Annotated in this window: 12 protein-coding genes; 4 read left to right on the top strand and 8 right to left on the bottom strand. The window is 75.2% G+C overall.

Annotation, left to right across the window (positions count from 1 at the left end; all coding sequences use genetic code 11):
- Positions 1-156: 156 nt before the first annotated feature.
- The 6 genes from NH342_RS08105 to NH342_RS08080 form a co-directional block, all read right to left on the bottom strand.
- Positions 157-1,716: an ATP-binding cassette domain-containing protein gene (locus NH342_RS08105; protein ID WP_253013531.1), complete on the bottom strand. Its 1,560-nt coding sequence runs from the start codon at positions 1,714-1,716 to the stop codon at positions 157-159.
- A 114-nt stretch (positions 1,717-1,830) separates the two neighbouring features.
- Complete coding sequence (locus tag NH342_RS08100; protein WP_253013529.1) at positions 1,831-3,396, bottom strand: glycoside hydrolase family 13 protein; 1,566 nt, start codon at positions 3,394-3,396, stop codon at positions 1,831-1,833.
- Between the two features lie 54 nt (positions 3,397-3,450).
- Positions 3,451-3,870: a globin gene (locus tag NH342_RS08095; protein ID WP_253013527.1), complete on the bottom strand. Its 420-nt coding sequence runs from the start codon at positions 3,868-3,870 to the stop codon at positions 3,451-3,453.
- Positions 3,867-5,090, bottom strand: coding sequence for an MFS transporter (locus NH342_RS08090; RefSeq protein WP_253013525.1), 1,224 nt, complete (start codon positions 5,088-5,090; stop codon positions 3,867-3,869). Before NH342_RS08090 ends, NH342_RS08095 begins: the two co-directional genes overlap by 4 nt.
- A gap of 62 nt (positions 5,091-5,152) precedes the next feature.
- On the bottom strand, positions 5,153-6,157 hold the full coding sequence (locus NH342_RS08085) for a mechanosensitive ion channel family protein (protein ID WP_253013523.1): 1,005 nt from the start codon (positions 6,155-6,157) through the stop codon (positions 5,153-5,155).
- Positions 6,158-6,218: 61 nt separating this feature from the next.
- On the bottom strand, positions 6,219-8,300 hold the full coding sequence (locus NH342_RS08080) for a prolyl oligopeptidase family protein (RefSeq protein ID WP_253013521.1): 2,082 nt from the start codon (positions 8,298-8,300) through the stop codon (positions 6,219-6,221).
- Positions 8,301-8,533: 233 nt separating this feature from the next.
- Here NH342_RS08080 and NH342_RS08075 point away from each other — a divergent pair, with 233 nt between their 5' ends.
- On the top strand, positions 8,534-9,025 hold the full coding sequence (locus NH342_RS08075; protein WP_305884865.1) for an HNH endonuclease: 492 nt from the start codon (positions 8,534-8,536) through the stop codon (positions 9,023-9,025).
- On the opposite strand, the gene kynU is transcribed toward NH342_RS08075, so the two are convergent.
- Positions 9,026-10,291, bottom strand: a complete 1,266-nt coding sequence (gene kynU / locus NH342_RS08070; RefSeq protein ID WP_253013517.1) for a kynureninase — start codon at positions 10,289-10,291, stop codon at positions 9,026-9,028.
- A gap of 32 nt (positions 10,292-10,323) precedes the next feature.
- Here kynU and NH342_RS08065 point away from each other — a divergent pair, with 32 nt between their 5' ends.
- The 3 genes from NH342_RS08065 to NH342_RS08055 are packed head-to-tail and all read left to right on the top strand — an operon-like array spanning position 10,324 to position 12,563.
- Complete coding sequence (locus NH342_RS08065) at positions 10,324-11,748, top strand: amidase (RefSeq protein WP_253013515.1); 1,425 nt, start codon at positions 10,324-10,326, stop codon at positions 11,746-11,748.
- Positions 11,749-11,782: 34 nt separating this feature from the next.
- A complete protein-coding gene (locus NH342_RS08060) occupies positions 11,783-12,085 on the top strand; it encodes a hypothetical protein (protein ID WP_253013513.1) in 303 nt (100 codons plus the stop codon).
- A 37-nt stretch (positions 12,086-12,122) separates the two neighbouring features.
- Positions 12,123-12,563: a DUF5130 family protein gene (locus tag NH342_RS08055; RefSeq protein WP_253013511.1), complete on the top strand. Its 441-nt coding sequence runs from the start codon at positions 12,123-12,125 to the stop codon at positions 12,561-12,563.
- A gap of 112 nt (positions 12,564-12,675) precedes the next feature.
- Here the strand turns inward: NH342_RS08055 and pepN are convergent, their stop codons facing one another.
- Entirely contained in the window at positions 12,676-15,231 is a 2,556-nt protein-coding gene (gene pepN / locus NH342_RS08050; protein WP_253013509.1) for an aminopeptidase N, read from the bottom strand.
- Positions 15,232-15,341 lie beyond the last annotated feature (110 nt).

Below are 15,341 nucleotides of genomic sequence, written 5' to 3'. Positions count from 1 at the left end.
CGCTGAGAGGCTGACGCAACGGTCAGCCCCTCAGCGATCCCCGACCAGAACACCCGCATGTTCGCCCGAGTCGCCACGAGCCCCACCCCTCAGCTGGGGTGATGCAACGACCGGTTGACACCGAGCCCCCTGATCCACGCCGAGGGGGAGGGGGCCTCAGGCGGGGGTGGCCACCGCGCCGAGGATGCGCGCCCGGACGTCGGCCGCGGACATCTCGTGCGTGTCCAGCCACTCCTCGACCCGGCCGTCGCAGACCACGCCGATGCGGTCGCAGACCTCGGCCAGCTCGTCGGGGTCCACCGACACCACCACCACCGACCGGCCGTGCGCGGTGGCGTCGTCCAGCAGGCGCCGCACCTCCCGCCGGGAGCGCAGGTCCAGGCCGCGGGTGGGCTCGTGGACGACGACCACGTCGCCGTCGGTGGCGGCCATCCAGCGGGCCAGCGCGAGCTTGTGCTGGTCACCGCCGGACAACGCACCGAACACCGTGCGGATGCTCATGGTCCGCACGTTCATCCGGTGCACCGTGTCGATCACGCCGCGCAGGGTGGCGATCTCGGTGCGCAGGTCGTCCGGGCGGCCCCACTCGGCGTCGGTGAGGGTCCGGGCGATGGTCTCGCGCGGGTCCATGCCGTAGGCGTCGTCGTCGGGCCGGTAGGCGGCCAGCTGCAGCGCCGCCGTCCCCGGGTCGGCGGTGACCGGACGGTCCTCCCCGTGCAGGGACACCGCGTCGGCCTGGGCCGGGATCTCCCCGGTCAGCGCCCCGGCGATCTCCTGCAGCCCCGAGCGGCGCCGTCCGGTCAGGCCCAGGACCTCGCCGCGGCGCAGGGTCAGGTCCAGTCCGGCGGCACTGCCCGGCACCCGCAGGTTGCGCACCTCCAGAGCGACGTCACCCGACGGCTCGGGGCGGGGGAGCGGGACCGCCTCGGGTGCCGTGCGCGCGACGGGGATGACCACCGGGGCCGCGCTGGTGCCCCAGGGCCCGGCCTCCGGCCGCGCCGCGGGCACCGCGCCGTCCAGGGTGGCCACGGCCAGCCCGGCGGGGTCCAGGCCCTCGGCGGGTGCGTCCAGGGCGATCCGGCCCTCCCGCAGCACGAGCACCCGGTCGACGACCTCGAGCATCTCCGGCAGCCGGTGGCTGATGTAGAGCACCCCGCGGCCCTGCGAGCGCAGCCGCCGGGCGATGGCGTGCAGCCCGTCGACCTCGGTCGGGGTGAGCGCGGCCGACACCTCGTCCATGACGACCAGCCGGGTGTCCTCCGCCAGGACGCGGGCGGCCTCGACCAGGCCGTGCACGAACCGCGGGACGTCGGCGACCAGCCGGTCGGGGTCCAGGTCGAGACCGACGTCGGCCAGCACGGCCCGGGCGCGGGCGCGCACCCGGGCGTCGGGGGCGCCGGCGAGCTCGGTGTCGCGGAAGACCGCCCGGGCGACGGTCAGGTCGGGGTCCAGGCGCACCAGCTGCTCGACCGCGCCGACCCCGAGGTGGCGGGCGTCGGCAGCGGACAGCGGGGCGTAGGCGTGCCCGTCGACGGTCATCAGGCCGGCGTCGGGGGCGTATCGACCGGCCACGACGTCGCCCAGCGTGGACTTGCCGGCGCCGTTGGCCCCGACCAGCCCGACGACCTCGCCCGCGGCCACCGAGAAGGTCACGTCCCGCAGCACGCGACGGGCGCCGTAGGCCTTCGCGAGGCCCTCCACCTGGAGCACGTCCATGGGTGCAAGGCCTCCCGGTCCGGGCCCGGCGAACCGGAGCCGTCGTCGTCCCCCGTGACGGTGAGTGTTCGTCCGGATGCTACCTGCCGAAGCCGGAACCGCCCCGTCTGGAGGTCAGGCCTGCAGCCACACCGCGGCGTCGTGTGGCAGACCCCCGGCGACGTCCGCGCTGGCCAGCAGCACGCGGCCCTCGGGCAACGGGACCGGCCCGCCCGAGAGGTTGAGCAGCACCACCAGGCCGCTGCCCCGGCGGAACGCCAGGCAGCCCTCGGGCGCCGGCAGCCAGGTCAGCCCGCCGGAGACCTCCCGGCGCAGCCGCAGCGCCTCCCGGTACAGCGACAGCACCGAACCGGGGTCCCGGTCCTGCGCCTGCGCGGTCAGGTCGGCCCACCCCTCGGGCATCGGCAGCCAGGTCGACCCGCCGGCGGTGAAGCCGTACGGCGGCTCGGTCCCGCTCCAGGGGACCGGGATGCGGCAGGCGTCCCGGCCCCGCTCGGTGTGCCCGGAGCGGGTCCACACCGGGTCGGTGAGCGCCTCGTCGGGCAGGTCGACGTCGGGCATGCCGAGCTCGTCGCCGTTGTAGACGAACGCCATCCCCGGCAGCGCCAGCTGCAGCAGCGCCGCGGCCCGGGCCCGTCGGGTGCCCAGCCCCCCACCGCCGTAGCGGGTGACGTGCCGGGGCCGGTCGTGGTTGGACAGCACCCAGCACGCCGGGGCCGGGGTCGCGGCGACGGCGTCGAGGGAGTCGACGACGGCCGCGCGCAGGTCCTCCAGGGTCCAGTCGGCGGTCAGCAGCCGGAAGTTGAACGCCGAGTGCAGCTCGTCGGGGCGCAGGTAGCGGGCCAGCCGTTCCTCGCTGGAGACCCACACCTCGCCGACGGTCATCGTGCCGGGGTAGGCGTCCATGACCCGCCGCACCGCGCGGTGGACGTCGTGCACGCCGTCCTGGTCCAGTCGCGGGTCGTCGGGGCCGTGGTCGTCGAACAGCCCGGTCTCGGAGTCGAAGGCGACGTCGGGCAGCCCGGGCGCCTTGGCCATGCCGTGGGCGACGTCGATGCGGAACCCGTCCACGCCCCGGTCCAGCCAGAACCGCAGGGTCTCCTCGAGGTCGGCCAGCACCTCGGGGTGGGTGAAGTCCAGGTCGGGCTGCTCGGGGGCGAACAGGTGCAGGTACCACTGGCCGTCGGGCACCCGCGTCCACGCCGGCCCGCCGAAGATCGACGGCCAGTTGTTCGGCGGTTCGTCCCCGCCGGGTCCGCGGCCGTCGCGGAACACGTAGCGGGCCCGCTCGGGGGAGCCGCGACCGGCGGCCAGCGCCTCGACGAACCAGTCCCGCTGGTCGGAGGTGTGGTTGGGCACCAGGTCGATGGTGACCCGGATGCCCAGTGCGTGCGCCTCGGCCAGCACCCGGTCGAACTCGGCGAGGTCGCCGAAGACCGGCTCGACGTCGCGGGGGTCGGCGACGTCGTAGCCGTGGTCGGCCATGGGGGAGGGGAAGAACGGGTTGATCCACAACGCGTCGACGCCCAGCCGGGCGAGCTCGGGCAGCCTGGCCCGCAGGCCGGCGAGGTCGCCGACGCCGTCGTCCCCGCCGTCGGCGAAGGACCGGATGTAGACCTGGTAGAAGACCGCGTCCCGCCACCAGTCGGTGGCCGCGGGCGCAGGGAGGGTGCTGGTCACGGAGTGCTCCGGGGGTTCGCAGGGGGGCACGCCGACGACGCTGTCAGCGGGTGGTCAGGGGGTGGGCGGTTCGTCCAGCCGGTTCTGCATGCTGCGGGCGGCCATCTCCAGGTAGCCCCAGAGGGTGGCGTCCTGCTCGGGGGTCAGCTGCAGGGAGTCCACGGCGGCCCGCATGTGGGTCAGCCACGCGTCGCGCTCGCGGCCGCCGATGGCGAAGGGGGCGTGCCGCATACGCAACCGCGGGTGCCCGCGTTGCTCGGAGTAGGTCGTCGGCCCGCCCCAGTACTGCTCGAGGAACCGGCGGAGCCGCTCCTCGGCGCCGTCCCAGTCGTCCTGCGGGTAGAGCGGGGCGAGCACGGGGTCGCTGCGCACGCCTGCGTAGAAGTGCGCGACCAGGGCGCGGAAGGTGGGTTCGCCGCCGACCTCGGCGTAGAACGTGCGTGCCGAGGGCAGCGGGCGGCTCGACTCGCTCATGCCCCCGATGGTCCCGCAACGGCACCCGCCGCGGGCGGCCGGGTGCGGAGCAGCCCGACGAGGGGGACGGCGACCAGCGGGATGCCCACCAGCCCGAGCAGCGCGACGACGTCCGTCGGCACGAGCGCGGTGGCCGCGGCCCCGGCGACCAGCGCACCGAGACCTTGGACTGCGGACATGCCCGCGATCGCCACCCCGAACGCCCGGCCCCGGACGGCCGCGGGGACCGCCTGCACGAAGGCGACGTTCAGCGGGATCGCCCAGGCGTTGCCGAACCCTGACACGGCCATCAGCACCACGACAGCTGCGGCCGCCGCATCGCCGTCGAGCACGCGGGCGGCCAACCCAGCCGCCGCGAGGGCGGCGACGGAGACCAGCACCAGCGGGGTGATCAACCGCTCACGCAGGGTCGGCGGGCAGAAGCGGCCGACCACGACCCCGCCGACCACCGCACCTGTGGGGTGGGCCGCCAGGAGAACACCGACCAGGGCCTGGCTGCCGACGAGCTGGTCGGACAGGGCCGGGCCGATCCCCTCGTGCGCGTTGGTGACCAGGACCCCGACCCACAGCAGGCCCACGATGGCGAGCAGCCGCGGCGTCGTGAGCACCAGCCGCAGCCCCGCCAGCACGTCCCCCCACAAGGTGGACGCCGCCTCGTCGCCGCGGTCGGGGGCCGGCCGGGCCTGGAGCCCGAGGGCGAGCCACAGGCCGGCGGCGGCGAACGTCGTCGCGGTGACCAGGAGCCCGACGGACGGCGAGACGGCGGTCACCAGCACGCCGCCCAGCAGGAAGCCGACCATCTGGGCCAGCTGCTGCACCACACCGGTCAGCGAGGTGGCCACGGCGTACCGGTCGTCGGTGAGCACGTCGGCGGTGAGCGCGGACCGGGCGGCCTCGTAGGGCGGGCTGCCCAGCGAGACCAGCAGCAGGAGGACCAGCAGGGCCGGAAGCGGCATCCCGGGCACGGCCATGAGCGCGACCAGTGCGGCCCGGGCGAGGTCGCTGACCACCATCACCTGCTTGCGGGGCAGCCGGTCGGCCAGCGCGGCCAGCAGGGGACCGCCGACCACCCAGGGCAGGTAGCTGATCGCGAAGGTCAGCGCGCTCAGCAACGGGGACCCGGTGCGCTGGTAGACCAGCACGGTGAGCGCCAGCCGGGCGAGGAAGTCCCCGACCGTGGCCAGCACGTAGGACCCGAACAGCGGCCGGAACTCGGCCACGGCGAAGACCGACCGGTAGGTGGCCGGTCGGTCCTGCGCGGTGTGGTCGGGGGCGCGGTGGCTCAGGCGGGACCGGCCCCGGTCGGGGTGCGCACCACGGGGATCTCGATCCCCTCGGTGGCGAACCGCTCCTGCAGGCGCATCCGCAGTTCCCGGGCGACCCTCCACTGGTCGGCGTTGGTGGTGCGGACCTGCAGCCGCATCAGGATGGCCTGCGGGGTGATGGACTCGACCCCGACGGACTCCGGCTGGCCCAGGACGACGTCGGCCCACGCCTCCTCGGCGTAGAAGGCGTCGCCCACCTCCTGGATGACCGACCGGCAGCGCTCCAGGTCGGTGGTGTGCGCCACCGGCATGTCGATGACCACCTGCGCGTAGCCCTGGCTCTTGTTGCCCACCCGGAGCACCTCGCCGTTGCGGGCATACCAGACCACGCCGTTGATGTCGCGCAGCCGGGTGATCCGCAGGCCCACGGCCTCCACGGTGCCGCTGGCCTCACCCAGGTCGACGACGTCGCCGACGCCGTACTGGTCCTCGAGGATGATGCCGATCCCGGCGATGAAGTCCTTGATCAGGTTCTGCGCGCCGAAGCCCAGCGCGACCCCGACGACGCCGGCCGAGGCCACGATCGGGGCCAGGTTGATGCCCAGCTCCCCGAGCACGAGCACCACGGCGATGAAGAAGACGACGATCGAGGCGAAGCTGCGCAGCACCGACCCGATGGCCTCCGCGCGCTGGGTCCGCCGTGCGGCGACCTGCTCGACGACCTGCTGGTGGTTCTCGCCCTTGGTCCGGCGGGGCTTGAGGATCGTGGGCACCTGACCGGTGGCGGTGCGCTCGGTGAGCCGCCGGATGGCCCGGTTGATGAGCAGCCGGGCGACCGCGGCGACCAGCACGATCAGCAGGATGCGCAGCGGCGTGGCGACCAGGGCCTGGGCGTTCGCGGCCAGCCAGTCGAGACCGAACCAGTTGTAGAGGCGCGCGCACAGCGAGCCGGGGTCGTCGCCGACGCAGTCGGGCACCACGGCGTCGGACGCCGCGGCGGTGACGGACAGTGCAGTGCTCATCACGAGGAGAGTCTCCCAGGGGGCTCGGAAGCAGCGTCACGGCCTGCCGACCGGGGGTGGCTCACAGCACCTCGAGCCCGGTGGCACGGGCGAGGAAGGCGAGCTGGTCGGCGGCCAGCCCCACCGTACGGCTCACCGCCCGGGCCCCGTGGCCCACCGCCACCTCGCGTCGCAGCACCACGGGCGCGCCGGACGACGTCGCGTGCTGCAGCGCCGCGGCCAGCTTGCGGGCGTGCAGCGGGTCGACCCGGGTGTCGGACTCGAACGTCGTGAACAGCACCGCCGGGTAGGCCGTGCCCTCGGCCACGTGGTGGTAGGGCGAGTAGCCCAGCAGCCAGCCCAGCTCCTCCGGGTCGGCGGCGGTGCCGTACTCGTCGTTCCAGGTGCGGCCCAGGCCGAACAGCTCGTAGCGCACCATGTCCAGCAGCGGCGCGCTGCACACCACCGCGGCCACCAGGTCCGGCCGCTGGGTGGCCGTGGTGCCCACCAGCAAGCCGCCGTTGGAGCCGCCGAACACCCCCAGCTGCTCCCGCGTCGTCCAGCCCTGCGCCACCAGGTGCTCCCCGGCGGCCGCGAAGTCGTCGAAGACGTTCTGCTTGCGCTCGCGCATGCCGGCCCGGTGCCACTCCTCGCCGTGCTCGGACCCGCCGCGCAGGTTCGCCACCGCCCACACCCCGCCGGCGGCCACCCAGGCCAGCGCCTGCGCGCTGTAGCCCGGGGTCAGCGGCACGCCGAACCCGCCGTACCCGTAGAGCACCGTGGGCCGCGGCCCGCTGGGTGCCGCCTCCAGCGACAGCACGAACAGGTGCACCGGGGTGCCGTCGGCCGACGTCGCGTGCGTCTCGGTCACCACCACCGGCGGGACGGCGCCGGCCACCGGCGCCTGCTCCCACGGCTGCAGCGCGGTGGGGTCGGCGGCGTCCCAGGTCAGCACGGACGGCGGGGTGGCGTGGTCGGTGAAGCCCACCCAGGCCGTCGTCCCGCCCTCGGGCGGCGCGCTGACCCCGGCGACCGACCCGGGCGGGACGGCGACCTCGCCCAGCCGGCCCGACCCGTCCGCGGCCCACACCGACAGCCGGTCGGTGGCGTCCACGGCGTGCACGGCGAGCACCCGCCGGCCACCGTCCGGGGCGTCGACCAGGGCGACGTCGGTGAGCACCGCGTCGTCGGACTGCGGCACCACGTCGCGCCAGGCGGCCGGGTCCCAGGTCGCGGGGTCGGCCGGGTCGGCGACGGCGAGGCGGCTGCGCGGGGCGTCCCGGTCGGTGAACAGCCACAGCCGGCCGTCGCGGGCCACCCAGGCGGCGGTCTGCGCGTCGACGCCGACCTGCAGCGGACGGAGCTCGCCGTCACCGGCCAGGTCGGCGACCCACACGTCGTCCCGCGGTGCGGTGCCCGCCGAGGCCGACACGACCAGCCACCGACCGTCGGCCGACGTCCGCACGCCGTAGTAGTTGGTGGGGTCCAGACCCTCGCCGTGCACCAGGACGTCGGTGGAGGGGTCGGCGCCCACCCGGTGCCGGAACACCCGGCGGTGGAACTGCTCCTCGCCCGCCGGCACCTGGTCCGGGGCCAGCCGCCGGACGTAGAAGAGCTCCTCGCCGCCCGGCAGCCACGCGACGGGGGAGTAGCGGCAGCGGTCCACCGGGCCGTCCAGCAGCTCGCCGGTGGCGACGTCCAGCACGTGCAGCAGCGACTCCTCGTCGCCGCCGACCGACACCTGGTAGGCCAGCCGGGTGCCCTCCCAGGACGGGGACCAGGCGTCGAGGGTGGTGGTGCCGGCGGCGTCCAGCGCCATCGGGTCGACCAGCACCCGTGGGGTGCTCATCGCCTCGTGGACCCGCAGCACGGCGTGCTCCTGACCGGGGTCGCGGCGCGTGGAGAACGCCCGCCCGGCCCGCCAGACCGGGATGCCCACCGCGCCGGAGCGCACGAGCTCGCCCAGGCGCTGCGCGAACGCCTCCGTCGCGGGGAGGTCGGCGAGCACCTCGCCGGCGTACCGGTCCTGGTCGGCGGCCCAGGCCTGCGTGCGCGGGTCGGCGGGGTCCTCCAGCCACCGGTAGGGGTCGGCGACCGGGTGGCCGTGCAGGTCCTCGACGAGGTCGAGGCGGGGGGCGAGGGCGGGGTCGGGCCGGGTGCTCACCGATCGACCGTAACCAGACCGACGGAGAGGGTTTGCCCACTGCGGGTGGATCCGGGGCAGACTGGGGGTGCCCGTGGGTCGCAGCACCCCGGCGGTCCGGGGCGCAACGGAGGTGCCCCGTGCCGCTGACCGCACTCGGGTCGTCGTCCGCGTCGGGCCCGCCGGGCCCGCGGCGCGACCCCCGCCCCGGACCCGCCGCGCCCGCGGCACCGGTCCCCACGACGGCCGCCTGCCTGCTGCTGAACGCCACCTACGAGCCGTTGTGCGTGGTGTCCAGCCGCCGGGCGATCGTGCTGGTGCTGGCCGGCAAGGCCGAGCCGGTCGACGTCTCGGAGGTGCTCTGCCACGCCGAGCTGGTGGCGCTGCCGGTGCCGGTGGTGGTCCGGCTGACCCGCTACGTGCGGGTGCCCTACCCGGCCCAGGTGCCGCTGTCGCGGCGGGCGGTCTTCACCCGCGACGGGTCGACCTGCGTCTACTGCGGGGCGGCGGCCACCAGCATCGACCACGTCTGGCCGCGCAGCCGGGGCGGCACGCACACCTGGGACAACGTGGTCGCCGCCTGCCGGCGGTGCAACCACACCAAGGCCGACCGGTCGCTGGCCGAGCTGGGCTGGTCGCTGCCGCAGCCGCCGCGGGCGCCGTCGGGGTCGGCCTGGCGGCTGCTCGGCCACCGCGCGGTCGACCCCCGGTGGCGGTCCTGGCTGGGCCTGCCCGACGCGGCCTGATCAGGTCACGCGCGAGCGCGTGGCTGGGTGATGGAGGTGCGCGCCGGTGGCCAGGACGTCGGCGAGCCGGTCCACGGCGTCCCACAGGTCGACGAAGCGGGTGTAGAGCGGCGCCGGGCCGAAGCGCACCCGGTCCGGGGTCCGGAAGTCCGGCACCACACCGCGGTCGACGAGGGCCTGGGTGAGTTGCCAGGCCTGCGGGTGCTCGACCACCACGTGCGCCCCGCGCCGGTGCGGGTCGCGGGGCGAGGCCAGCCGGACCTGCGGTACCCGCTCGTCGAGCAGCTGCACCAGCACCTCGGTCAGCGCCCGCCCCTTCGCCGCGACCGCGCCGATGCCGGCCTCGGCGGTGATGCCGGCGCCGACCTCCACCGCGGCGGTGGCCAGCACCGGTGGCGTCCCCACGGCGAAGCGGTCCAGGCCGTCGGCCGGCACGTACTCCGGGCCCATGTCGAACTGGTCCCGCTGGCCGAACCACCCCTGCAGCGGCTGGCGCAGCGACTCCTGCAGCTCGCGGCGGACGTAGAGGAAGGCCGGGGCGCCGGGCCCGCCGTTGAGGTGCTTGTAGGTGCACCCGACGGCCAGGTCCGCGGCCGACAGGTCCACCTCCACCGACCCCACGGCGTGGCTGAGGTCCCACAGCACCAGCGCGCCGTGCTCCCGCGCAGCCGCGGTGACCGCGGCCAGGTCCAGCAGCGCCCCGGACCGGTAGGCCACCAGCGACAGGACGACGACGGCGACCCGCTCGTCCAGCGCTGCGGCCAGCACGGCGGGGTCCAGGCCGGTGTCGATGTCGGCCTCGACCTCCCGCACCTGCAGGCCGCGCTCGCGGGCCACTCCGGCCACCAGGTAGCGGTCGGTGGGGAACTCGTCGGCGCAGGTGACCAGCACGTCCCGGCCGGGCCGGGCGTCGACGCCGGCGCGCAGGAGCTTGTAGAGGTTCACCGAGGTGGAGTCGCCGACCAGCACCTCGCCGGGCCGGGCGCCCAGCACCCCCGCCGCGAGCAGGTCGCCCACCCGCCCGGCCTGGGACACCCACTGCGACCACGAGCCGACCAGGCCCCTGCCCCACTCCTGCTCCACCACCCGGGCCAGCGCGGCGGGGGTGGCCCGGGGCAACCTGCCCAGGGAGTTGCCGTCCAGGTAGATCCGCCGCTGCGGGCCGTCGTCCCAGGCCCCACCGGCACCGTCGCCGGTGAACCGGTCGCGGAACCCGGCGAGCGGGTCGTCGGCGTCGAGCTGCTGGACCTGCGGCCGGGTGAGCACGGCCCCATCCTGCAGGGCTAGCGTCGCCGACCGTGACCGAGCTCCACGAGCTGACCGCGCTGGGGATGGCCGCCGCCGTCCGGTCGGGGGAGACCAGCCCCACCGAGCTGGTCCGCCACCACCTGGCCCGCATCGAAGCCCTCGACGGCGGGATCGGTGCGTTCCTGGCCGTCACGCCGGAGCGGGCGCTGGCCGCCGCGGCCGAGGCCGAGCGCCGGCTCGCCGCCGGTGACCCCGCGCCCCTGCTGGGCGTGCCCACCGCGATCAAGGACCTGAACCTGACCGCCGGGGTGCGCACCACCTTCGGGTCGGCCGCGATGGCCGACCACGTGCCCGAGGTCGACGACCACGTCGTCACCGCCCTGGCGGCCGCCGGCACGGTCAGCCTGGGCAAGACGAGCACCCCGGAGTTCGGCTTCCCCTGCTACACCGACAACGACCTGGTCGGCCCCACCCGCTGCCCGTGGGACACCACCCGGTTGGCGGGGGGCTCCAGCGGGGGCGCGGCCGCGGCGGTTGCGCTCGGGATGCTCCCGTTCGCGCAGGGCTCCGACGGCGGCGGCTCGATCCGCATCCCGGCCGGCATCAACGGCCTGGTGGGCATCAAGCCCGCGCGGGGCCGGGTCAGCAGCGCCCCGCTGGGCGCGGAGATCACCGGCCTGGGCGTGCAGGGCCCGCTGGCCCGCACCGTCCGCGACGCCGCCGCGATGCTCGACGCGATGGCCGGGCCCGTCGTCGGCGACCCCAGCTGGGCGCCGCCGCCCGCGGAGTCCTTCCTCGCCGCGGCCGACCGACCGGTGGGTCGGCTGCGGATCGCCCGGCACCGCACGGCGCTGGTGCCCGGCGCCGACCTCGCACCCGAGGTGGACACCGCCTTCGAGGACGCCTCCGCGCTGCTCGCCGAGCTCGGCCACGAGGTCGTCGACCTGCCCGCCGCGCCGCTGACCGAGGAGGTGCTGGCCGCCTTCGAGGACGTGTGGTCCCTGACCGGCGCCACCCTCCCGGTCACCGAGGAGCAGGTGCCCCTGCTGCGGCCGCTGACCCGCTACCTCCGCGACCGCGGTCTGGCGCTGTCGGCGCGGCGCGCCATGGAGGCCCTGACCACCCTGCGCGTGTTCAGCCGCCGCTTCGTGCAGGCCACCGACGCCCACGACGTCCTGCTGGCCCCGATCTGCACCGACGTGCCCCGGCCGGTCGGCTTCTTCGACACCCAGGACGGCCGGCCGGTGGACGGTGCGGAGGACTTCGAGCGGCAGAAGCGCTACGCCGCGTTCCCGGCGCTGTTCAACGTGACCGGCCAGCCGGCGGTCAGCGTGCCGCTGCACTGGACCGCCGACGGCCTGCCGGTCGGCACCATGCTGGTGGGGCGGCCCGCCGACGAGGCCACCCTCGTGGCGCTGGCCGCGCAGCTCGAGCAGGCCCGGCCGTGGGCGCACCGGCACCCGCCGGGTTGGTGAGCTGGGATGCGGCACCCCCGGTAGATTCCCGCAGGTGACCGTCGTCGAGACCCTCCTCGTCTTCCTGGTGGCCCCGCTGGCGGTGGTGCTGCTGGCCTACGCGCTGGTGATGCTCCCGGCCCTGGGGGCCCGCAAGCGCTACAAGCCCGGTGAGCCCTGGGGCCACGAGGCGATCTGGTACGAGCCCCACCCTGCCGGCGGCGGCCACGCGGCCGGCCACGGCGAGGACCACGACGACCACCCCGCGCTGGGCAAGCAGGCCGCCGCGCTGGCCATCGGCGAGACCGCCGGCCACCCCAAGCGCACCGCGGCCGGCGGCGCCCGCGGCACCTGGTGACCACCCGACCCCTGCAGGAGAAGAGAGGCAGCCGCTGATGGCCACCGAGCTCGAGGACACCCGCGAGCCCATCGTCGACGACCAGGAGGGCCCGAAGGCCTCGCCGTTCACGCCCTCGGAGCTGCTCCGACTGGACGAGGCGCTGACCATGTCCTCCCGCGAGACCGGGCTGCGGTTCACCCTCTACATCGGTGACCTGCCCACCGACACGCGCGCCGGCGCCGAGGAGCTGCACGCCCGCTCCGGCGGCGACCCGGCCGAGTCGGTGCTCATCGCGATCGCGCCCGACCAGCGGGTGCTGGAGATCGTCACCGGCTCCGCCGCCGCCCGCCGGCTGCCCGACCGGGCCTGCGCGCTGGCCGTGCTGACCATGACCGGCCGCTTCGGCTCCGGCGACCTGGTCGGCGGCATCGTCAACGGACTGCGGCAGCTGTCCGACCAGGCCGGGCACCCCGCCGCGAACCGCCCCCGCCACTGAACCCCCGGGCGGACGGTGATCAGGGGACCTGGTCACCGTCCGTCCGACCACCGACGTCGCCGCGGTCGGTCGCACGGTGATCAGGTGACCTGATCACCGTGCGGGCCAGCCGTCAGCTGCCGGCGGCCTGGCGGTCGCGCTGCTGGGCGCGCAGCGACCGGGCCACCCCGTCGCGGCCCTCGCTGACCAGCCGGCGCAGCGGAGCCGGGTGCGCCGGGTCGGCCAGCCAGGCGTCGGCGGCGGCCACCGTCTGCTCGGACACCTGCTTGGGGAACAGGTACTCCACGGTGTTCTTGGCGATCTCACCCGGTCGCCGCTCCCACAGCGGGGCCACGTCGGCGAAGTACCGCTCGACGTAGGGCGCGGTCAGCTCGCGCTGGGCCGGGTGCCAGAACCCGGCGACCATCGCCTCGTGGATCGAGTTGGCGATCGACTCGTCGTGGAAGGCCCGCTCCCAGGTCTCGGCCTTGGACGCAGCCGTGGGTCGCAGCGCGCGGGCGGTGGCCGCCCGCCGGGCCCCGGTGGCGGTGGCGTCACGCTGCGCCTCGGCGTCGATCTCCGCGTCGCCGGCCGCGCCGACCGCGACCAGCCCGTGCAGGAAGGCCCAGCGCGCCTCGGCGTCCACCACCAGCCCGGGCACCTCCAGCGACCCGTCGAGCAGCCCGCGCAGCGCGGCCACCTGCTCCTCGGTGCGGGCCGCCGCGGCCAGCGTGCGCGACCACTGCAGCTGCGCGTCCGAACCCGGCTCGGCGGTGCGCAGCGCCGCGAGGGCCTGGTCACCCAGCGCCGTCCAGCCCTCGGGGGCCCAGGCGGGGTCGGCGTAGTTGGCCAGCGCTGCCTGCACCCGGGCCAGCAGCGACTGCACCACGGAGATCTCGCTCTCCGCGTCGACCCCGGCCAGCACCAGGGCCACCCAGTCGCGGGCCGCCAGCTCGCCGTCGCGCGTCATGTCCCAGGCCGCCGACCAGCACAGCGCCCGGGGCAGTGACTCGGTGAGGTCCCCGATGCGGGACCGCAGGGTGGCCAGCGAGCGGTCGTCGAGCCGGATCTTGGCGTAGGTGAGGTCGTCGTCGTTGACCAGCACCAGGTCGGCGGCCGGGTGCCCGGCGAGGTCCGCGACATCGGTGCGGGCCCCGGAGACGTCCAGCTCCACCCGGTGGGTCCGGGTCAGGCCGTCGGGGCCGGCGCTGTAGAGGCCCACGGCCAGCCGGTGGTCGCGCAGCACGGGGTGCTCGGGCACCGCGGTCTGCTCGATGGCGAAGCTGCGGTAGCGGCCGTCGTCGTCGACCTCGATCACCGGGCGCAGCGTGTTGACCTGGCTGGTCTGCAGCCACTGCTGCGCCCAGGCCGACAGGTCGCGGCCGGTGGCCTCCGACAGCGGGCCGAGCAGGTCGGCCAGCGTGGTGTTGCCGTACTCGTGGGTGCGGAAGTAGCGGCGCACCCCGGCCAGGAAGGCGTCCTGGCCGACGTAGGCGACCAGCTGCTTGAGCACCGAGGCGCCCTTGGCGTAGGTGATGCCGTCGAAGTTCACCTCGACCGCGGCGACGTCGACCATGTCGGCCGCGATGGGGTGGGTGGAGGGCAGCTGGTCCTGGGCGTAGGCCCAGCTCTTCTCCGTGTTGGCGAACGTCGTCCAGGCAGTCGTGTACTCGGTCGCCTCGGCCTGGCAGAGGGTGGAGATGTAGGTGGCGAAGGACTCGTTGAGCCACAGGTCGTCCCACCAGCGCATGGTCACCAGGTCGCCGAACCACATGTGCGCCAGCTCGTGCAGGATGGTCTCGGCGCGCCGCTCGTAGCGGGCGCGGCTGGTGCGCGACCGGAAGACGTAGTCCTCCAGGAACGTCACGCAGCCGGCGTTCTCCATCGCCCCGGCGTTGAACTCGGGCACGAAGAGCTGGTCGTACTTGTCGAACGGGTACGGGTAGTCGAAGACCCGGTGGTAGAAGTCGAAGCCCTGCTTGGTGACGGCGAAGATCGCGTCCGCGTCGAGGTGCTGGGCCAGCGAGGCCCGGCAGTAGATGCCCAGCGGCAGGCCCTCGTGGGAGTCGGTGACCTTGGCGTAGGGGCCGGCGACGAGTGCGACCAGGTAGGTGGAGATGCGCTTGGTGGGCTCGAAGTGCACCAGCTGCGACCCCGCGTCGCCGGCCTCGATGGTGCGCCCCCCGGTGTTGGAGACCACCTGCCAGTCGAAGGGTGCGGTGACGTGCACGGTGAAGGTGGCCTTGAGGTCGGGCTGGTCGAAGCAGGCGAACATCCGCTTGGCCTCGGCCGGCTCGAAGTGCGAGTAGAGGTAGACCGCGCCGTCCTCGGGGTCGAGGAAGCGGTGCAGGCCCTCGCCGGTGCGGCTGTAGCGGCACTGCGCGTCGACCACGAGCTCGTTCGTCGCGGCCAGGCCCGGCAGCCGTAGGCCGCCCTCCTCGGTGTAGCCGGAGACGTCGAGGGCGGTGCCGTTCAGCGTGGCCGAGTGCACCCGGTCGGCGACCAGGTCGACGAACGTGTCCGCGCCGGGGGTGGCCGCGTCGAAGCGGATGGTCGTGGTCGACCGGAACGTCTCCTCACCGGGGTGCCCGGCGCCGTCGGTGACGTCGAGCTGGAGGTCGTACTCGTGGACGGCGAGGAGCTGGGCGCGTGCGGCCGCGGCGTCGCGGGTCAGGTTGGGAACAGCCACGCCGCGCAGCCTCCCACGTGGGTCCGACAGGCTCGGTGGGCCGGGGGAGCCGGGGGACAGGTGTGGACCACCGGGTCGGCTGGGAACAACGGGGCACGGCCGGCGCCTTG

The organism is Klenkia sp. PcliD-1-E (assembly GCF_024124375.1).
In the GTDB taxonomy this organism is placed as follows: domain Bacteria; phylum Actinomycetota; class Actinomycetes; order Mycobacteriales; family Geodermatophilaceae; genus Klenkia.
The sequence above is the reverse complement of the archived record's forward strand: the minus strand, read 5'-3'. Positions and strand labels throughout refer to the sequence as shown.